This is a genomic window from Pseudochrobactrum mosebachae, assembly GCF_048914685.1.
GTDB lineage: Bacteria > Pseudomonadota > Alphaproteobacteria > Rhizobiales > Rhizobiaceae > Pseudochrobactrum.
Window position 1 is genome coordinate 344,540 of record NZ_CP128408.1, and the last position, 19,315, is coordinate 363,854.

General features: G+C 50.0%; 15 protein-coding genes. 7 read left to right on the forward strand and 8 right to left on the reverse strand.

The annotated features are described in order from the left end of the window. Positions 1 to 64 precede the first annotated feature (64 nt). Together msrP and msrQ are read left to right on the forward strand one after the other, a co-directional pair. Positions 65 to 1,018 carry a protein-methionine-sulfoxide reductase catalytic subunit MsrP gene (msrP, locus tag MP213Fo_RS01555; RefSeq protein WP_421089948.1) on the forward strand — a complete coding sequence of 318 codons (954 nt, stop codon included), beginning with the start codon at positions 65 to 67 and terminating at the stop codon, positions 1,016 to 1,018. A 29-nt stretch (positions 1,019 to 1,047) separates the two neighbouring features. Then, entirely contained in the window at positions 1,048 to 1,734 is a 687-nt protein-coding gene (gene msrQ, locus MP213Fo_RS01560; protein WP_421089949.1) for a protein-methionine-sulfoxide reductase heme-binding subunit MsrQ, read from the forward strand. A gap of 62 nt (positions 1,735 to 1,796) precedes the next feature. Here msrQ and MP213Fo_RS01565 read toward each other — a convergent pair whose 3' ends face one another. Continuing rightward, on the reverse strand, positions 1,797 to 3,221 hold the full coding sequence (locus MP213Fo_RS01565) for an MFS transporter (protein ID WP_421089950.1): 1,425 nt from the start codon (positions 3,219 to 3,221) through the stop codon (positions 1,797 to 1,799). A gap of 157 nt (positions 3,222 to 3,378) precedes the next feature. On the opposite strand from MP213Fo_RS01565, the gene MP213Fo_RS01570 reads away from it, so the two are divergent. Then, positions 3,379 to 4,068: a helix-turn-helix transcriptional regulator gene (locus tag MP213Fo_RS01570; RefSeq protein WP_421089951.1), complete on the forward strand. Its 690-nt coding sequence runs from the start codon at positions 3,379 to 3,381 to the stop codon at positions 4,066 to 4,068. A gap of 80 nt (positions 4,069 to 4,148) precedes the next feature. Here MP213Fo_RS01570 and MP213Fo_RS01575 read toward each other — a convergent pair whose 3' ends face one another. Then, on the reverse strand, positions 4,149 to 5,741 hold the full coding sequence (locus MP213Fo_RS01575) for an amidohydrolase (protein WP_421089952.1): 1,593 nt from the start codon (positions 5,739 to 5,741) through the stop codon (positions 4,149 to 4,151). Between the two features lie 511 nt (positions 5,742 to 6,252). Between MP213Fo_RS01575 and MP213Fo_RS01580 the strand changes: the two genes are divergently transcribed. Continuing rightward, positions 6,253 to 7,185, forward strand: coding sequence for a bile acid:sodium symporter family protein (locus MP213Fo_RS01580; RefSeq protein WP_421089953.1), 933 nt, complete (start codon positions 6,253 to 6,255; stop codon positions 7,183 to 7,185). Positions 7,186 to 7,257: 72 nt separating this feature from the next. Here MP213Fo_RS01580 and MP213Fo_RS01585 read toward each other — a convergent pair whose 3' ends face one another. Further along, complete coding sequence (locus MP213Fo_RS01585) at positions 7,258 to 8,733, reverse strand: MFS transporter (protein ID WP_421089954.1); 1,476 nt, start codon at positions 8,731 to 8,733, stop codon at positions 7,258 to 7,260. A gap of 88 nt (positions 8,734 to 8,821) precedes the next feature. Between MP213Fo_RS01585 and MP213Fo_RS01590 the strand changes: the two genes are divergently transcribed. Next, positions 8,822 to 9,391 carry a TetR/AcrR family transcriptional regulator gene (locus tag MP213Fo_RS01590; RefSeq protein WP_421089955.1) on the forward strand — a complete coding sequence of 190 codons (570 nt, stop codon included), beginning with the start codon at positions 8,822 to 8,824 and terminating at the stop codon, positions 9,389 to 9,391. A 10-nt stretch (positions 9,392 to 9,401) separates the two neighbouring features. On the opposite strand, the gene MP213Fo_RS01595 is transcribed toward MP213Fo_RS01590, so the two are convergent. From MP213Fo_RS01595 to MP213Fo_RS01615, 5 genes are all read right to left on the reverse strand, one after another. Further along, complete coding sequence (locus MP213Fo_RS01595; protein WP_421089956.1) at positions 9,402 to 11,174, reverse strand: SLC13 family permease; 1,773 nt, start codon at positions 11,172 to 11,174, stop codon at positions 9,402 to 9,404. A gap of 438 nt (positions 11,175 to 11,612) precedes the next feature. Further along, positions 11,613 to 12,236: an ABC-type transport auxiliary lipoprotein family protein gene (locus MP213Fo_RS01600; protein WP_421089957.1), complete on the reverse strand. Its 624-nt coding sequence runs from the start codon at positions 12,234 to 12,236 to the stop codon at positions 11,613 to 11,615. After that, positions 12,236 to 13,231 carry an MlaD family protein gene (locus MP213Fo_RS01605; protein ID WP_421089958.1) on the reverse strand — a complete coding sequence of 332 codons (996 nt, stop codon included), beginning with the start codon at positions 13,229 to 13,231 and terminating at the stop codon, positions 12,236 to 12,238. The genes MP213Fo_RS01600 and MP213Fo_RS01605 overlap by 1 nt, the downstream gene beginning before the upstream one ends. Continuing rightward, positions 13,231 to 14,187, reverse strand: a complete 957-nt coding sequence (locus tag MP213Fo_RS01610) for an ABC transporter ATP-binding protein (protein WP_421089959.1) — start codon at positions 14,185 to 14,187, stop codon at positions 13,231 to 13,233. The genes MP213Fo_RS01605 and MP213Fo_RS01610 overlap by 1 nt, the downstream gene beginning before the upstream one ends. Positions 14,188 to 14,346: 159 nt before the next feature. Further along, positions 14,347 to 15,534: an MlaE family lipid ABC transporter permease subunit gene (locus MP213Fo_RS01615; RefSeq protein WP_421089960.1), complete on the reverse strand. Its 1,188-nt coding sequence runs from the start codon at positions 15,532 to 15,534 to the stop codon at positions 14,347 to 14,349. A gap of 202 nt (positions 15,535 to 15,736) precedes the next feature. Between MP213Fo_RS01615 and dgcA the strand changes: the two genes are divergently transcribed. Continuing rightward, entirely contained in the window at positions 15,737 to 16,729 is a 993-nt protein-coding gene (dgcA, locus tag MP213Fo_RS01620; RefSeq protein ID WP_421089961.1) for an N-acetyl-D-Glu racemase DgcA, read from the forward strand. Between the two features lie 150 nt (positions 16,730 to 16,879). Further along, on the forward strand, positions 16,880 to 19,225 hold the full coding sequence (locus MP213Fo_RS01625; RefSeq protein ID WP_421089962.1) for an NADP-dependent malic enzyme: 2,346 nt from the start codon (positions 16,880 to 16,882) through the stop codon (positions 19,223 to 19,225). The last annotated feature ends 90 nt before the right edge of the window (positions 19,226 to 19,315 follow it).

The window sequence follows — 19,315 nt, forward strand, 5'->3', positions numbered from 1 at the left end:
AAACCACAGATATAGGTTTTAATTCTATTCATGCTCGCTCACAGAGCTATACGGAGCTGAAATCATGACAAAACCGTCGTTCAAATCCGGTATTGCCGGATCAGAAATTACCAGACTCGGGCTTTATCTGCGCCGGCGTGAACTGATTAAGACCGGCCTGGCCGCCAGTATAGGCTTTGGCCTCAGTGGTTTGCTCCCCTATAGCGCTGCAGCAAAAGACACTGCCGATGGCTTTAAAACCGATGAAAAGCTGACACCAAAAGATTCTGTGCTGACCTACAATAATTTTTATGAATTCGGCACCGGCAAATCAGACCCATCCAGTAATTCTGACAAGTTTAAACCGCGCCCGTGGGTGGTGGAGGTTGGCGGCATGGTCGCCAAACCAGCCAAATTTGATATTGATGACCTGATCCGCAAAATGCAGATTGAAGAACGTGTCTACCGGATGCGCTGTGTTGAAGCATGGTCAATGGTGATTCCATGGCAGGGATTTCAACTCTCTGAACTACTTAAACTGGTAGAGCCGCTTGGTTCGGCCAAATATGTGAGCTTTGAAACCGCTGTTCGCCCACAGGAAATGCCAGGCATCAGCGATGTGTTTCCAGTGATAGACTGGCCTTATCGCGAAGGCTTGCGCCTTGATGAGGCAATGAACCCGCTCACATTGCTTGCCACAGGGCTCTATGGTGAAACGCTTGCCAATCAAAACGGCGCGCCGGTGCGGTTGGTTGTACCGTGGAAATATGGCTTCAAAGGCATTAAGTCGATCATCAAAATTACTCTCACCGACCAGCAGCCAGCGACCGCATGGAATATGCAAAATGCTTCTGAATACGGCTTCTATGCCAATGTTAATCCGGCTGTTGACCATCCGCGCTGGAGCCAGAGAACAGAAACGCGCATTGGCAGCGGCAGTTTTTTCTCACCGGACAGACGCGATACCCTGCCATTTAACGGCTATGGTGAGCAGGTCGCCCAGCTCTATAGTGGCATGAATCTGACCAAAAACTATTAAAGGTCTTTTCAATAAGGGGGCAAACCGGCATGAATACAAATTCAAATGCTGATACTCTATCTGTGCCGCCCCTCAAAAGGCCAACCAGCAATAAAACACAGGCTTCCCGCAAACCACCCATAAAAATTCCGAACAATCCATGGTTGCGCTGGGGTATATATGCGGTTGGTTTAGCGCCTGCCCTCTGGTCTTTCTGGCTCGCAATCAACAATCAGCTAGGCGCCAATCCGGTTAAAACCTTTGAGCATGTATTGGGGATTTGGGCATTGCGCTTTTTAATCCTGACATTGCTTGTCACACCGCTGCGCGATCTGTTCCGGCTCAATTTCATGCCCTATCGCCGTGCGCTCGGCTTGCTGGCCTTTTATTATGTGGCGTTGCATTTTGTCACTTATCTCAGCCTTGACCGCGGCTTCAACTGGCCGGATATTTTGAAGGACGTCACGCAACGCTGGTTTATTATTATCGGCTTCCTTGCATTTTTGCTGCTTATCCCTTTGGCTCTCACATCCAATCAATGGTCGATCCGCAAGCTGAAAGCCCGTTGGCAGTCCTTGCACCGGCTGGTTTATATCATCGCACTGGCGGGGTGCCTGCATTTTCTGATGTCGGTTAAAAGCTGGCCGCCGGAGCCACTGATTTACGGGCTGATTATTGTCGTGCTGGTGCTGTGGCGCTTCATTCGTAAGCCCTATTTACGCTCGAAAAAAAGCTGACCTGTGCGCTTGCAAAGATCAGCTTTCATTTTCACTGTTGAGGTTTGACCACCAACGCTTGACTACCAGCGCTTGATTGTCCGCGACACACATATAAAGGCCAGCAGCGGTCCTGATGAGAAAATCAGGAACAACCAGAATGCGGCACTTGCGGTACCTGCCACGCCGCCCGGCACCGCCAGCCCACCAAGGCTGGTGACCATGCCGGCCATAGCCGCACCAAAGCCTGCCGAGAACAACTGCACAGTGGTAATCGCTGTTGAGGCCAGATCTTTCTCATCATCCGGTGCAACACGCAAAACCCGTGTTAGCAGATGCGGCCACGTCATGCCCACACCACAACCAACCGCGATAAAGCCTGCACAAAGCGGCAGTAACTCAAAATATGTACCTTCGCTGGTTGCTGGCAGCACCAGCAGCAACACGATCATACCGGCAAGCGAAGTCAGCGGCCCGATAATCAACACATCACGAACGCGGGAAGATGCAATACTCGAGCTTATGATTGAGCCAAGTGTCCAGCCAGCCCCCATCAATGCTGCCAGATAACCGGCAATCAGTGGTGTCTGGTGATGCAGAACCTGCAAAAAAAGCGGAATAAATACTTCAATCGACGTTACTGTGAGCGCCAGCAATGCCATTGTTGCCACCAGAGGCCCGAGCGGCTGGCTGAAGCTGAATGAACCACGTGGTAACAGACGCTTGGTGCTGGTGTTTTCAAGACGGATCATGATGCCGATCAGCACAATTGCAGTACCGATACCGATAGTGTTCCACAACACCTCAGGGCTCACACTGCCAAGCGAAACCGCAAACACAGCAAGGGTCAACAGGCTCAGCTGCATCCATGGCAGATTATTGGCCTCTTCGGATTTATGACGCATATCCGGCAGCACAAACACCGCCATCATTGCAAATAACAAAGCGGCAGGCACAACTGACCAAAACGCCATGCGCCACTCACCCATTTCAGCAAAAATGCCGCCGACAGCAGGGCCAACCAAGGTTGCAACACCCCACATACCCGATACCAGCGCCATAGCACGCGGCCACAAAGCTTCAGGAAACACAATACGGATCATTGCATAGGACAGTGCCAGCATGAAGCCGCCGCCAAAACCCTGAACAAAACGACCAATCAGCAAGACCGGCATTGTCGGAGACAGCGCACAAATCAGCGTGCCAAGCGCAAAAATACAGGCAGAAATCGCATAGGCTTTGCGAGGCCCCACTGCCCGCAACAGCTTAACAGCCAATGTAGAGCCGATAATCGATGCCACCACAAATAATGTCGTATTCCAGGCGTAATAATCCAGACCACCAATATCTTCAACAACAGATGGCAGAATAGTTGTTGCGATATAAACATTAATAGCATGCAACGCCACGCCACCAGCCAAGGCAATGGAGCGAATAGCATTTGTGCCGGTCAACAAATCACCCCAGCCAACCTGATGGTGACTGCTGATGTGTGCTGGATCAGACATAGTTATCTCCGGTGCAGCGATCAAAAACCACGAGTCACGACGAGAATGCGCCTGTTTTCTCATTAATTTTAACCGGATTATGCCGGTCGGGTTGCCAAGCCCTGTCAAAGCCGCTAATTAAGCAAGTATCCACTTGGAATATTCAGCGGGAGATTAAATGTCAAGTTCTGACATGACAATATCGGACGAAAAATTTAACTCTGAAAAAACGGTGCAAATGCAACACAGCACCGCAGAACGCTTGTTGTTTATTCTTAAAACCCGTGGCCCGCAAACGATATCCGCTCTTGCTAAAATTATAGGTACCGGTGCTGAAAATATCCGTCAGCATTTACAAAAATGTGCCGGTGATGGGCTGATAGAAAACTACATTGTTGCAAAGCCAGCCAAAGCAGGCAGACCCACGCAATCATGGCAACTCACTGAAAAAGGCAATGCGCAATTTCCTGATACCCATGCTGATCTGACGGTGACTTTACTGCGCCATACGAACAGCCTTGGTGAAGGGCTAACAGAGCGGATTATAGCGCTGCGTGAGCAGGAAACGCTGGAGAGCTACACTACTGCGACCGCAGCCATGACAACTATTGAGCAACGCCTTGAATGTCTTGCAAAATTGCGCAGTGAAGAAGGCTATATGTGTGAATGGCGCGAGGAAAGTGACGGCACATGGCTATTGATTGAAAATCACTGCCCTATCTGCGCCGCAGCAACGATTTGCCAAGGGTTTTGCCGTTCCGAACTCAATATATTTCAGATGATTTTAGGTAATGATTGTAAAATAGAGCGCTGTGAACATATTTTGCATGGCGCACGGCGTTGCGCCTACAGGATTACGCGGCTTTGAAATGATAAAAAGCGGCCACAGAGCGGCCGCTTCTTTAATCTCAGCTAAATCATATTATTTCGCTTCAAGCACAAATCAGATTATTTCGCTTCAAGCTCAGGAAACTTAACGCCGAGCTGGTCGAGATAGCTCGGATATTTCTCTGCATCATAATAGAGCTTTTGCATTTCCGGTCTGAACTGCTGCATAATCTCGGTGTTCAGCTGAATTTGCGGCTTATCCTCAGCAGTCAGCATTGGCAGATATTGCTGGTCTTTCTGCTGCTCGGTTTTAAAATATTCCTGCGCTGCGGTCAGCAATTCCGGCTTGGTCAACAGATCAATGCCAGTCATGGCAACAACTTTAGAACCGGCAACCACGCCCTTATGAGCGATGGGTGTGGCCATTGACATGGCGCTCGACCAGTGATGCCCCGGCAGATTAGGAATGTTGGATGGAAAGTTGACCGTAATTGTCGGCACAGTCCATGACACATCGCCAATATCATCAGAGCCACCACTTTCAAGTTTTGCAGGTGGTGGCGCGAGTTTTTTCAGCTCGGTTGCCAGCCCCTCTTCTTTGCCCTTAACCAGTTTTTGGACAGTTTTAGCAAAGCTGTTTTCATCCTCTGTCCATTTTGGCAGACCAACCTCCATGATATTGGCATAGGCTGCCTCTGCCATCGGGCGGTTATAGTGGCGCGGTGCGGCTGTGCCAATAATCTGCCGCTCAACCGTGGTATCAGACATTTTTGCGGCTGCTTCAGACATAGTATTGGCAACAGCAAAGTTTTTGGAGATGTTTTCAAAATCCAGCTCGCGGATGAAATACCAGACACTGGCAACCGATGGCACCACATTAGGCTGATCACCGCCATCCGGAATCACATAATGCGAGCGTTGCTCAGGGCGCAAATGCTCACGCTTCATATTCCAGCCGACATTCATCAGTTCCACGCCATCAAGCGCACTGCGGCCACGCCATGGCGCTCCGGCAGAATGTGCTGTTTCGCCATGAAAGGTATATTTAACCGAGACAAGGCCGGTACCATTGGCGGCCCCCCACGAGGTTTGCAGATTGCTGCCGACATGGGTAAACAGCACCGCATCCACATCATTAAAAACACCGTCACGTACCATATAGGCCTTACCCGCCACCAGCTCTTCAGCCACGCCGGGCCACAGCATCAATGTGCCGGGTATTTTCTCTTTTTCCATCAGGTCTTTTAGCGCCAATGCGGCTACCACATTAACCGCCTGACCAGAATTATGCCCTTCACCATGACCTGGCGCACCCTCAATCATCGGTTTATGATAGGCAACACCGGGCATTTGAGAGGTTTTGGGCAGACCATCAATATCGCTTCCCAGTGCAATCACCGGCTTGCCTGATCCCCAGCGTGCAACCCAACCTGTCGGCAAACCAGCTACGCCACGCTCAATGGTAAAGCCGTTCTTTTCCAGAATATCGGTAATGTATTTTGATGTTTCCACCTCCTGAAACGCCAGTTCCCCAAAACTGAAAATTGAATCCGTCATCTGCTGAGCCAGCTTGGCGCGGCTCTCCACTCCCGCTACAGCCTGTTGTTTATAGGCTTTAATATCCTGTTCGGATTTTTGGGCTATCGCCTGGCTTAAAAGTGATGCTGAGAACATCAGGCTGAGTGCAATTTTAGACGTGAGATTACAAGACATGTACGACTCCGCTATTTATCTTTGCATGACAGTTACTCAACAAATGTTAGACACTAAAAAACATCGCGCAACACTTAAATTAGCAAACACAACCTTTTGTTTTTACTGAATATATTGTCACTTTCAAAATGAATAGATATCGAAACTCACTTCATTAAAACTATACTTCAAATGCCTTCATTTTTGTTCGATTCAATGAATAATTCACAATAAAAACCGTATATCCAAAACTGCAATTTCAAGTTATTGAGCAGAGCTAACGCGCAATATTCAGGGGATGTCATGTAACTTTAGGTTTACATAGCCCTCTTATAAATCTCGAATATTGCGGGTTGGCGGTCTGTTTCATTGCAATAATAACTTGTCACTTCACAATATAGGAACTAGATCGGGTACAGCTTCCCTTTAAAGGGAAAATCGCCTGTTCATCATCCGCTTGAAGATTTTCGTTTTAATAACGTTAAATTTCAGCACTGGTAGCAGTGTTTTTATTGAATAAGGACTATCCGTAATGAAAGCGATTGCATCATTTTCGGCATTTGTAGGAAAGACCTTTGCGGTCTGGGTTCTGCTGTTTGCCGTGCTTGGTTTTACATTCCCTGATACATTCAAACTTTTTGGCCCGTATATTGTTACCCTGCTCGGTATTATCATGTTCGGCATGGGGCTTACCCTGTCGCTAGATGATTTCCGCGAAGTGGTGCGCCGTCCGGTTGATGTGGGCATTGGTGTGGCCGCTCAGTTTTTGATCATGCCGCTGCTCGCCGTTGCGCTTACAAAAATCATTCCGATGTCACCTGAAGTTGCTGCCGGTGTGATTCTCGTCGGTTGCTGCCCCGGTGGTACATCGAGCAATGTTATGACCTTTCTCGGCAAGGGTGATGTGGCATTGTCGGTCGCCTGCACCAGCGTAACCACATTGGCTGCGCCGCTGGTAACACCGTTTCTGGTATGGTTCTTTGCCAGCCAGTTCCTGCCGGTTGATGCCATGGCGATGTTTATGAGCATTGTTAAAGTGATCCTCGTACCACTGGCACTCGGTGTACTGGCACAGAAGCTCATTCCGGGTGTGGTTAAAGCCGCAATCCCTGCTTTGCCGCTCGTTAGCGTTACCGGTATTGTGCTGATTGTTGCAGCGGTTGTGGCTGGCAGCAAAGCTGCAATTGCAACTTCCGGCCTGCTGATCTTCGCCGTTGTGGTTCTGCATAATGGTATTGGCTATCTGCTCGGCTTTACCTTAGCCAAGCTCAGCGGTATGCCGCTTGCAAAACGCAAAGCGATTGCTGTTGAAGTGGGCATGCAAAATAGCGGCCTTGGAGCTGCACTTGCCAATGCGCATTTTTCACCGCTTGCTGCGGTTCCAAGTGCCATTTTCAGCGTATGGCACAATATTTCAGGTGCGTTGCTGGCCAATTATTTTGCCCGCATGAAAGACGATAAATAAGCACTTATTAGTTAAAACGAAAAAAGCCGCCTTACATAATTATGTGAGGCGGCTTTTTTGTTTAATCTGATTTTATTGCGTGCGGTTCATGCGATAGATCAGTAAAGCGGTTGCAAAAATCAGTATGGAAGCAGAAGCCAGCACCCATACAAAAGCCTGATCAAAGGCTGCAAAGCCCAGTAATCGTAATTGCTGAGCCTGATCCAGCGGCAGGTTTTCAGCCAGTAACAGCGCCTCATCCAAACTGTCACGCACGATTTCTGATAGCTCTGTGCCAGCAGGAACAATCATAAAAGCAGTATAAATTGCCGTCATCAGACTACCGAAAATGGTTACCCCCATAGCCCCGCCGAGCTCATATGACACTTCTTCAATCGAGGCCGCCATACCGGCTTTTTCTGGTGGTGCGCTCCCCATAATGGATGTTGAAGCACCCGTCATTGCCGCCCCCACGCCAAACCCCATAATGGTCAGGCCAATCAGCCATAGATGCGGCTGCAAATTAAAGCTGAACAGATAAAGCGTGCAGCCAATACCGGTAATAGCCATACCGCCCCATAAAACACGGGCAGCGCCGATTTTTGGCAGGCTGAGACCAACCAATGGCCCTGCAACAAAAGCTGCGAGCGGAATAGGCAGGATGAGCAAACCTGCCTCTAACGGGGAATATCCGCTCACCAGTTGCAGGCGCTGGCTAAAGACCAACTCAACACCGATCAATGTGGCAGAAGACACAGAAGCCGCCAAAACACCGGATGAAAACTTAATGTTACGGAACAAGCCGAAATCGATCAGCACGGTTTTTCCAGTCTGCTGCCTGCGTACGAATACAAACAAAGCTAACAGGCCAATGATTAGTGCGCCGCTAAATAGCACCATTGAGCTATCGCGTTTGGCGAGTTCTTTCAGCGCAAAGGTCACGCCAACCAATCCGACCATCACTTGCAGCGAACCAACCAGGTCCCATTTGCGGCTGGCATTGCCAGGGCGTTTTTCCAGCACGAGCACAGCCATTATCAGCGCAATTGCAACCACTGGCACGTTGATCAGGAATACAGAACCCCACCAGAAATATTCAAGCAGCACACCGCCGACAACTGGCCCGAAAGCCGCCCCACCTGATGCGACAGCAGCCCAGATACCGATTGCAAGCGAGCGTTCATTCTCATCTTCAAAAGTGAGCCGGATAATAGACAGGGTTGCAGGCATCATCATAGCCGCACCAACTGCCAGCAATACGCGTGCCGCGATCAGAGCCGAGGCTGAAGGCGCATAGGCTGCTGCAAATGAAGCAAGACCAAACACCACCAAGCCGGCAATAAACATGCGCCGGTGCCCTATCCTGTCACCAAGGCTGCCTAAGCCCGGCAGCAACCCCGCCACCACTAAAGGATAAGCGTTGATGATCCAGAGCTTTTCAGAAGCACTGGCACCAAGATCATGGGTAAGGCGCGGCAAGGCCGTATACAGCACCGTCATATCTATAACGATGAGAAACAAAGCGCTTGAAACGATGGCCAGTACCAGCCAGCGATTATTCAAAAGCATAAAATATTCCACTTCTGCTGTGCCGGTAAGTCCGCAGAGAACCGGATAAAACTTGTAATATTTTTTCGGTTAATTTAAATCCATACGTATGGAAAGTAAAAACAACACCAAAATCGGTCGGCCACGTACGATAGATCGCAATCACCTGCTGGATCTGGCTGAAAAAATAGTCACCGAGCATGGCGTTGCTGCATTGACGATTGATGCTCTGGCTAAAGCGGCCAACATTACAAAAGGCGGCGTACAATATTGTTTTGGCACCAAAGAAGGCTTGATCAATGCTATGCTGATACGCTGGGGCATCGGCTTTGATAAAGCCGTCAACCTACAGCTGAAAGGCAAGACTGATCCCCTCTCTCATATTGCAGCACATATCCGCGTGACCCGTGACAGCGATCCTTTGAGTGATTCACGCTTTGCCGTGATGATGGCGAGCCTTAATCCCAGCTCTGAGCATCTGGATAAAACCCGTGAATGGTACCGTCGGCAACTTGACGGTCTGGATGCCTCAACCGAGCAAGGCCGTAATGCCCGCCTTGCCTTCATTGCCAATGAGGGAGCGTTTTTATTACGCAGTTTCCAGCTGCTTGATCTGTCGAAAGACGAATGGCAGCAGATATTTTGCAGTATAGAACGGCTGCTGCCACAAGACGACTAAACTCAGGTCGTTATTTCAGCGGCCACCAGAAAATCAGCACCGGCACAGCCACCAAAATAATAATGAACGATAATGGCAGCCCAAGCCGCGGATAATCCCTGAACCTGTAGCCACCGGGGCCCATAACCAATGTATTGCACTGATGGCCGATCGGTGACAGAAAATCGCAACCGGCACCAATTGCAACGGCCATCAAAAACGCTTCCGGTTTAAAGCCGAGACCGGAAGCAAAACTGGTGGCAATCGGCGCCATAACCAGCACTGTGGCGGCATTATTCAAAAACGGGGTCACTGCCATTGCCGTGATAAGGATCAGCCCGAGCGCGCCGGCTGGCGGCATTTGCTGCGCTACAATTGTCAGCCATTGGGCGATCACATCTGTAGCGCCGGTGGTGCGCAACGCATCACTCACCGGAATAAGCGCTGCAAGCATTACTAATATCGGGCCATCGACCGCAGAATAAACCTCACCAACAGGAATAACCCTGAACACGACCATTGCCACAGCGGCTGCAAAAAAAGCGATTGAAACCGGCAGAACTCCGAAAGCCGTTGCTGTTATTGCTATCAGTAAAATCGACAGCGGAATAAGGCCGCGGCGCACACTGCCAAACAGGATTGTGCGGCGTGCCAGTGGCAAGCAGCCAAGCTCACGTAGCAATGGCGGTAAAATACCCTGCCGACCCTGCAAAACCACCACATCGCCCTGCCGGAACTCTGCTTCGCCCAAGCGCTCGGTGATCCGCTCACCCTGCCTGCTCACAGCCAACAGATTGACATCATAGTTTTCATAGAGATTAAGCCGACGTGCCGAAGTACCGATCAGCGCCGAGCCTTTGCCGATCACCGCCTCGATGGCTTCAATTTCCGCAGAGCCTGTGCTTTTAGATGGCACACGATTTTCAGAGAGCTTGAGTTTACCACTGCTGACAATTGCATCAAGCGCCTTCGGGTCGCCCTCCATCAGGATCACATCGCCTTGTGCAATCACTGTATCCGGAAGCGGTGCCACACGGTTATTACCGCGCACAATCGAGGTGACCATGGCATTGCCTTCAGCGGGCTTCACCAGATCAGTTACTTTTTTACCAATCACCGATGCGCCTTTGGGCACTTTAGCTTCAGAAATATAATTGCTGATCTCTATAGCTTCATCAACGCTGATATTTTCACGCTTGCGCTGTGGCACCAGCCAGTAAAACAGCGCCAGATAAATAATGCCAATCGCAGCAAGTGTGGCACCAACGGGCGTGAAATCAAACATGGTGAAGCTCTCGCCAACCATCTCCTGACGTACGCGCGAAACGACAATATTGGGGGATGTGCCGATCTGGGTCATCAAACCACCCAGTAAGGCACCAAAAGCCATGGGCATCAAAAAAACAGAAGGCGATACATTGGAGCGGCGCGCAAATTGCATGGCCACCGGTATCATAATCGCCAGAGCACCAACATTCTTAACGAAAGCCGACAGCACGGTAACCACAGTGACAAGCAAGATCAATTGCAGCCGCACGGCATTGAGATGCGGTACAAAACGTTGCACGGCGGCTTCCATAAGCCCTGAGCGCGCTACACCGGCACTAACAACCAGCGCGCTGCCGACAATGATCACAATATCATCGCTGAAGCCGGTAAAAGCTTTATCATAAGGCACGAGCCCCAAGCCAACCGACATCAGCAGAAAACAAAGCGCCACCACGTCATACCGAAAGCGTCCCCAGATAAAGACCGCCATCATCAGCAAGATAACTGCGAAAGCTAACATCTGATGCAATGTCATGCGATATCTTCCCTTTGCAAGTCATCTCCACCTGGTTTGGAACGGCTACGATCAGACTGGATCACAGCGCTCGCTCAAGAATTTAGTTTTTTTCGCATTGTCATACCTATCAAGTTGAAACAACTTGATAGTGAAATGCTCAAGAGCGTTTTCATTTTTTATTGGAGCAGCAAAACCGCTCTATCTGTTTGTTTAAACGCAGTTTCGGGCGGAAAACCGGTTCCCACTTTTCCTGAAACTGCTCTAGGCAGCGTCCTATCATTAAGAGAATCACGCATATTCCGCTTGTTAACTTATGCAGCAAACATAATATTTTTCTTCCATAAATACTGGCAAAAACAACAAGTTTTATCGGAAAGTTTAAATAGTAAAAAAGCGGCAGTGATGCCGCTTTTTATATCTTTGCTTTATCAAATATCTTGTGTGGTTTGCAGCAGTTTAAATGACTGAAACAACCCAAGCCACGATCTGCTTTGTTACATCAGCAAAACCGGCATCCAAAGCACGAATATAAGCCTGATTGCCAGCACCGCTCACCGGAGCCGTAGCTGTAAAGATGCGTGTAGAGCGCACTTCGCCGGTTTTATCATTAAGCACCCGCACAGCCAGTTCGATTTTAGCGCTCTGCGGCGACGATGATGCATTAATGCCAAAATCGCGCAATTCAGCCTGCACCTGATAATTAATCGCCAGACCATCACCCGGACGCCCGACGCCGCCAACTGCATTGCTATTTTCAAAGGCCTGCACCAGACGCGCCTGCACCAGATTGGTCAGACGGTCGCCCCATTGTGCGCCTTTAAGATAAGTAATCGAGCCCGGTGCATTATGGACAACGATATTCTCGCTATCAAGCGCCTTCAATGCTGCTGGTGTCGGCACCAAGATCTGCACATTTTTGCGCTGTTGAGCGATCTGCACCTGTGGTGAAGAGCTGAGGCTGAATGTGTCTAAGGGCGTGGTTGAGGTACAACCAGCCAGCAAAACAACCAAACCCAAACCCGCAAAACGGAATTTCAGGCTATTACTGACAAAACGAAGTTTTGGACTATATAAATTCATCAGTGACGTTTCCTTCCGTCAAACTGCGGGACAGTGCCGGAACCGCCAAAAATAATGCGCTGCGGATCACGTTCAAGGTCAGTAATTGCCTGTTCAATGCGCTGTATAGAGCGTCGGCTGTCAACCACCACAGACTGCATATCGCTCAGACCCTTGCCAGAGAAACTGGTGAGGTTATCGGCAATAGGACCAATTCTGCGGTTGAGATTATCCGATGTTTGCTGGATAGACGCCAAAGCGGCTTTGGCCTGTGCAACCACCCCGTCTCGGTCTTCCGGTGACAGCATCTTGTCAACCTTGACCATAATGCCATTGACCTGCTTTGACGCATCATTGAGGCGTGCCATCATTTCGCGGGCTTCCAGAATGGTTTTCTGAATATCACCGGCGCTGTCGCCAAGAGCATTTACCACATCAGCATTTTTAGCCAAAGCATCTGTAAAGGTCTTGGTGTTTTTAACCGTTTCAGTCAGCGGGCCGCGGGCATCATTCACAAAGCCTTCTAACCCGCCAAGCACACGCTCGGTGCGGCCAAAAATATCTTTAGCAGTGGCCATCAGATCAGTAAAAATCGAAGGATCGGCATTAATACGCGCAACATAGCCGCCTTTATCAGCCTCTTCCATCAGGTTGGGCTCCATCAGACTACCGCCCTTCAGCTCAACAAAACTGATGCCGGTGAGACCCTGCGAAGATAATTCAGCTTTGGTCGAACGGGTGATCGGCGTGGTACGGTTCACGTCGGTCTGCACAATAACCATATTCGGATTGAGCGGATCAAGGAACATCTGGCGCACGTCGCCAACTTTAATACCGTTAAACAACACCTGACTGCCCTTGGACAAGCCGGTTACCGACCCCGGAATACGGATTTCCAGCGGCAAAGCATCGTTGTTTTCGCCGAAACGCGCTGCCCAATAGACAAAAGCAAAAGCAGCCATTGTCACTGCCAGTGTGAAAATGCCGACCAGAACATAATTGGCTTTTGTTTCCATTATTGATCCAATTCCGTAGGTTGGCCGTTATGTGTTTTCAAATTCACACCTGTTGTTTCAAAACCGGTTTGCGCTGCGTCTTGAGACTTATGCGGTATAGTGCGACGGCGATTGGCCGCTTGCGGATCAATCTGCCGCGCTCTCTTACCATTGAAATAAGACTGAACCCATGGATCGTCAAACTTCAGCAATTCCTCAACCGTACCGTCTACCAAAACTTTCTTTTGTCCTAATACAGCAATTCTATCACAAATTGCAAAAAGACTGTCGAGATCATGCGTCACCATATAAACGGTCAACCCCATTGTATCGCGTAAATTGGCAATCAAATCATCAAAATCTGCTGCACCAATCGGGTCAAGTCCGGATGTCGGCTCATCGAGAAACACCATTTCAGGATCAAGTGCCAACGCCCGTGCCAAGGCCGCACGTTTAATCATACCGCCGGAGAGTTCAGACGGGTATTTCTCGGCGGCATCAGGTTTCAACCCCACCATATCAATTTTCAGCCGTGCCAGCTCATTCATCAATTTAGGTGACAGGTCGAGATATTCACGCATCGGCACCTGAATATTTTCCAGTACCGTCAGCGATGAAAACAATGCACCTTGCTGAAACAGCACGCCCATCCGCATATCAATCGCCATTTTCTGGCGTTCATTGACCTTGTCAACATCCTGACCAAACACTTCAATCAAACCAGACTTTTTCTGGTTCAGCCCGAGAATCGTACGCATCAATACCGATTTGCCAGAACCGGACGGCCCGATAAAACCGAGCACTTCCCCGCGCCGGATATCCAGATCAAGCTTGTCCAAAATCACATTGTGGCCGAAGGCAACCGTTACATCGCGCACGGAAATTACAGCATCACTGGCTGCATTATCCGAACCTTCGGACTGACCATGTTTGATCAATCCGCTATGAGGTTCCTGCTGCTTGTTCTGATTGTCCATCTTTATCCGTATATTCCTGCTAGAGCGTTTTCACTGTTCCTTGAATCAGGAAAAACCGCTCTCTCTGTTTGTTTAAACACAGTTTCGGACGGAAAACCGGTTCCCACTTTTCCTCAAACTGCTTTTACATCCCTGCTGATTAAGCGCTGATGTATAAAATTAGAAATTGATTGATGCGTAGAATATCGCGAACATACCATCCACGACGATCACTACAAAAATCGATTTCACCACCGAAGATGTCACCCGCCGTCCCAGTGATTCCGCGCTGCCTTTAACCTTCATGCCCTCTACTGAGGCCATAATACCGATAATCATTGCCATGAACGGGGCTTTGATCAATCCGGCCAGATAGGTAGAGGTAACAATCGCCTCACGTAAACGGCTCAGAAAAGCTTCCGGCGGAATACCCGAATAGGTCCAAGCAATAATACCCGCACCAACCAGCGCAGACAGATCGGCAATAATTGTCAGCAGCGGCAGAATAATGACCAGCGCGACCAGACGAGGAAACACCAGCACTCCAACCGGATTGAGCCCCATCACAGTCAGAGCATCCGTTTCCTCGCGCATTTTCATTGAGCCGATTTCGGCGGTGATCGCACTGCCGGATCGCCCGGCAATCATGATCGCTGTCAACAGCACCCCGATTTCACGCAGCACCAGAATACCGACCAGATCGACAACAAAAATCTCCGCACCAAAATAGCGCAGCTGGAACGCACCCTGCTGGGCAATAATCGCACCGATGATTGTCGACATCAGCAAAACAACCGGAATGGCACCAACGCCCATACGGTCGATCTGATTAACAATCGCGGCATAGCTGATGCCGGTGCCCCGGCCGGACTTCATCTGCGAGCCACGGATTGTAGCGCCCAGAATATGCATGGCCATCAGAAAATCGTCCCATGCGGACATCATAAAGCGACCAAGCTTATCAAGCAGCGCTGTAACAAAAAACGGACGGACAGTTTTTTCCGGCAGCTGATAACGCTCAACAGCGGCACCAACCTCTTGCAATAGCGGTGCCCAGCTCGGACGGATATTTTGAATATGCACAGAAATCTGCTGCTTGCTAAGTGCCAGCCGCAATCGCTCGATCAACCATGCGCCGGCGGTATCAAGACCGGATATGCCTGCCATATCCAGCTCGACATTTTGTGCCTGCAAACTGCCGGCAAGGCCGGTTTCAAGCTTACGCATCTGATTATCAACACGCGCCACACTGAGCGATGTCCAGCGGCCGGAGAGCGAGACCACGGCACCATTATCATCCGAGGCCAGAGCGATTTCAGGCGCGGACACGGAACTGCTACTTGTGTTAGCCGTTTTATCAGTCAACATGCGTCATCCATGATTTAACTCTCAGCCGGTGATCTGATTTTGAATCTGGCATCGTGTGGTATTACCTCATCAAGCAACGTTATAGTGCCTATCCGGTTCCAACAATTTTACCGGCTCTCTCCCGATAAGCAGCATATCTATGCAAGCTGACTCTCTGCAAACCCGTATAATTCACAAATTCTTGTAATTATGGACAGTACCAATGCAATATAATCTAAATCTGCTTATTGAGCGCTACCCGATTGCGGGGAAATTTACAATCTCACGCGGCTCTAAAACAGAAGCAGTTATTGTGGTGTGTGAATTGAGTGACGGTATTTTCACCGGTCGCGGCGAATGTGTGCCCTATGCCCGATTTGGCGAAAGCATCGAATCAGTAAGCGAACAAATCCGTGCGGTTGCATCGCTTCTCAACACAGGCGGCTCTGCGGAAGAACTGCGTTTAAAGCTGCAAAATATGATGCCAGCCGGCGCCGCTCGCAATGCCGTTGATTGTGCATTGTGGGATTTGCAAGCCAAACAAGCTGGTAGCAGTGTTGCCAGCCTGCTCAAACTTACAGCGCGCCCGCTGATTACCGCCATTACGGTTTCCATTGATACCCCTGAGCTTATGGCGGCTGCCACTGCAAAGCTTGCGCATCACCCGCTGATCAAGGTTAAAATCGGGGGTGATAATGATAGTGCACGTATCCGCGCTGTGCGTGGAGCGGCTCCTGAGGCGCAGATTATTCTGGATGCCAATGAAGGCTGGAATGCCCAGAATTTTGATGAAAACATGGGTGTCGCGGCCAGTTGCGCGATTGCGCTGATTGAACAGCCACTGCCCTCGTCTGATGATAGCTATCTTTTGCATGCGCAGCGCCCTGTGCCGGTATGCGCCGACGAAAGCGCTCATACATCTGAAGGTCTTGAAAAGCTCACAGACCGCTATGATGCGGTTAATATCAAGCTCGACAAAACCGGCGGCCTGACGGAAGCCCTGATCATGCGCGACAAAGCGCGCATTTTAGGCTTAAAAGTGATGGTCGGCTGCATGGTTGGCTCGTCGCTTGCTATGGCGCCTGCCCTGATGGTCGGGCAAGATGCTGATTTTATTGATCTTGACGGCCCGCTGCTGCTGGCAAAAGACCGTGAACCGGCATTGCATTATGACGGCACCACAGTTTCGCCGCCCCTAGCGGAACTGTGGGGGTAACTGCGCTAAAATTTGTAACTTGTAAGAATATCCCATATACGACCTTATTCTTATCAAATAGTACGCATGATCTGAGATACCTCCCGCTCACGCTCATGTGCTGACTGTCACGGGGATGACTGCCCCATTCGTCTGACTGGACAATTATATATGACTAAAAAAAACTCCAACGACACAAACAAGTCTGACACTGCTCAGGTAAACGGCGCTGACAGTAAATTTTCTGATTTTGATGAAGCAGCGCTGTTTTATCACCGCTCGCCAAAGCCAGGTAAGCTGGAAATTCAGCCGACCAAAACCCTTGGTAACCAGCGTGATCTGGCGCTTGCCTATTCGCCTGGCGTTGCAGCGCCTTGCCTTGCGATCCGTGACAACCCGGCAATGGCTGCTGAATATACCGCACGCGCCAATCTGGTTGCTGTAATTTCCAATGGTACCGCTGTGCTCGGTCTTGGAAATATCGGCCCGCTGGCATCCAAGCCGGTTATGGAAGGCAAAGCCGTTCTGTTTAAAAAGTTTGCCGATATTGATGTATTCGACATTGAAATCGACTCACTTGAAGTCAACCACATGGTTGATGTGATTTCAGCACTGGAACCGACATTCGGCGGCATCAATCTGGAAGATATTAAAGCACCGGAATGTTTCGAGGTTGAAGAACAGCTTCGCGCTAAAATGAATATTCCGGTTTTCCATGATGACCAGCACGGCACTGCCATTATTGTGGCCGCTGCGGTGATGAACGGTCTTGAACTTGCCGGTAAAGAGATTGCTCAGGCTAAAATTGCTGTATCGGGTGCCGGAGCTGCAGCGCTTGCCTGTCTAAATCTTCTGGTGAGCCTTGGCGCGCAATATAAGAACATCTGGGTGAGTGATCTGGAAGGCGTTGTCTATAAAGGCCGTAATGAGCTGATGGACCGCTGGAAGGAAATCTATGCGCAGGATACGGATGCCCGCACGCTGAACGATATTATTGAAGGCGCAGACGTGTTTCTCGGCGTTTCTGCTGCCGGTGTATTGAAGCCTGAAATGGTTGCCAAGATGGCACCTGCCCCGCTGATTATGGCGCTGGCTAATCCTAAGCCGGAAATTATGCCGGAAGAAGCGCGCGCAGTGCGTCAAGATGCGATTATCTGCACAGGTCGCTCGGATTTCCCGAACCAGGTTAATAATGTTCTCTGCTTCCCTTATATTTTCCGCGGTGCGCTTGATGTTGGTGCGACAGCGATCAATGAAGAAATGAAAATGGCAGCGGTGAAAGCCATTGCCGGTCTTGCCCGTGAAGAGCCTTCCGATGTGGCAGCGCGAGCCTATTCCGGTGACACACCGGTTTTTGGTCCGAACTACGTTATCCCGTCGCCGTTTGATCCTCGTCTTATCCTGCGTATTGCTCCGGCTGTGGCACAGGCTGCGATGGATACCGGCGTGGCCGAACGCCCGATTGCCGATATGGAAGCCTATATCGACAAGCTTAACCGCTTTGTATTCCGCTCCGGTCTGATCATGAAGCCGGTATTTGCGGCTGCCCGCTCGGCCTCGATGAAGCGCGTTATCTATGCCAATGGTGAAGATGAGCGGGTGCTGCGTGCGGCACAGGTAGTGCTGGAAGAAGGCATTGCCATTCCGACACTGATCGGCCGTCCGAATGTGATTGAAACACGCCTGAAGCGCTATGCTTTGAAAATCAAGCCCGGCGTTGATTTTGACATCATCAATCCGGAAGATGACCCGCGCTACCGCGACTATGTGGAGCTGATGCATAAGCTCACTGGTCGTCAGGGCATGACACCGGAAGCCGCACGTTCTGTGGTGCGTACCAACCCGACTGTGATTGCAGCACTGGCAATAGTGCGCAATGAAGCCGATGCGATGATCTGCGGCTTAGAAGGCCGTTTTGAACGCCATCTGACGCTGGTAAAGCAGATACTTGGTGTGCAGCCGGGTCTGCATGATCTTTCAACGCTCAGCCTGCTGATTTCCACGCGCGGAACGCTGTTCTTCACTGACACCTATGTGAATGTTGATCCGAGCGCAGAAGAAATTGCTGAAATGACCATTCTGGCGGCAAAAGAAATCCGTCGTTTCGGGATCGAGCCCAAAGCCGCGCTGCTTTCACATTCCAATTTTGGTTCACGTATCTCGAAAAGCGCAGAAAAAATGCGTGAAGCATGCTCAATTTTGCAGGAGAGATTTCCTGATCTGGAAGTGGACGGCGAAATGCATGGTGATGCGGCTTTGTCGCAAATCCAGCGTGACCGCGTTTTCCCGAATTCACGCCTGAAGGGTGAAGCCAATCTGCTGGTTTTCCCTAATCTGGATGCTGCCAATATCACGATGAATGTGCTGAAAACAGTCACCGAAGCATTGCATGTGGGCCCGATCCTGCTGGGTGCAGCACGTCCTGCGCATATTCTTACGCCATCGGTTACATCGCGCGGTATTGTCAATATGACAGCACTGGCTGTGGTTGAGGCTTCCCAGCGCAGTTCAGTGTAATCTGACTGAAAACAAGCTATCAATAAAATAATTAAACGCCGCATATCCATCAGGATGTGCGGCGTTTTTCGCTTGAGTGATATATTTTAA

Excerpts from the sequence above, each read along its gene's own strand:
- MP213Fo_RS01625 (WP_421089962.1), top strand. The coding sequence starts at position 16,880 with ATGACTAAAAAAAACTCCAACGACACAAACAAGTCTGACACTGCTCAG.
- msrQ (WP_421089949.1), top strand. The coding sequence starts at position 1,048 with ATGAATACAAATTCAAATGCTGATACTCTATCTGTGCCGCCCCTCAAA.
- MP213Fo_RS01600 (WP_421089957.1), bottom strand. The coding sequence starts at position 12,236 with ATGAATTTATATAGTCCAAAACTTCGTTTTGTCAGTAATAGCCTGAAA.
- MP213Fo_RS01580 (WP_421089953.1), top strand. The coding sequence starts at position 6,253 with ATGAAAGCGATTGCATCATTTTCGGCATTTGTAGGAAAGACCTTTGCG.
- msrP (WP_421089948.1), top strand. The coding sequence starts at position 65 with ATGACAAAACCGTCGTTCAAATCCGGTATTGCCGGATCAGAAATTACC.
- MP213Fo_RS01605 (WP_421089958.1), bottom strand. The coding sequence starts at position 13,231 with ATGGAAACAAAAGCCAATTATGTTCTGGTCGGCATTTTCACACTGGCA.
- MP213Fo_RS01615 (WP_421089960.1), bottom strand. The coding sequence starts at position 15,534 with ATGTTGACTGATAAAACGGCTAACACAAGTAGCAGTTCCGTGTCCGCG.
- MP213Fo_RS01610 (WP_421089959.1), bottom strand. The coding sequence starts at position 14,187 with ATGGACAATCAGAACAAGCAGCAGGAACCTCATAGCGGATTGATCAAA.
- MP213Fo_RS01575 (WP_421089952.1), bottom strand. The coding sequence starts at position 5,741 with ATGTCTTGTAATCTCACGTCTAAAATTGCACTCAGCCTGATGTTCTCA.
- MP213Fo_RS01590 (WP_421089955.1), top strand. The coding sequence starts at position 8,822 with ATGGAAAGTAAAAACAACACCAAAATCGGTCGGCCACGTACGATAGAT.
- MP213Fo_RS01585 (WP_421089954.1), bottom strand. The coding sequence starts at position 8,733 with ATGCTTTTGAATAATCGCTGGCTGGTACTGGCCATCGTTTCAAGCGCT.
- MP213Fo_RS01595 (WP_421089956.1), bottom strand. The coding sequence starts at position 11,174 with ATGACATTGCATCAGATGTTAGCTTTCGCAGTTATCTTGCTGATGATG.
- MP213Fo_RS01565 (WP_421089950.1), bottom strand. The coding sequence starts at position 3,221 with ATGTCTGATCCAGCACACATCAGCAGTCACCATCAGGTTGGCTGGGGT.
- MP213Fo_RS01570 (WP_421089951.1), top strand. The coding sequence starts at position 3,379 with ATGTCAAGTTCTGACATGACAATATCGGACGAAAAATTTAACTCTGAA.
- dgcA (WP_421089961.1), top strand. The coding sequence starts at position 15,737 with ATGCAATATAATCTAAATCTGCTTATTGAGCGCTACCCGATTGCGGGG.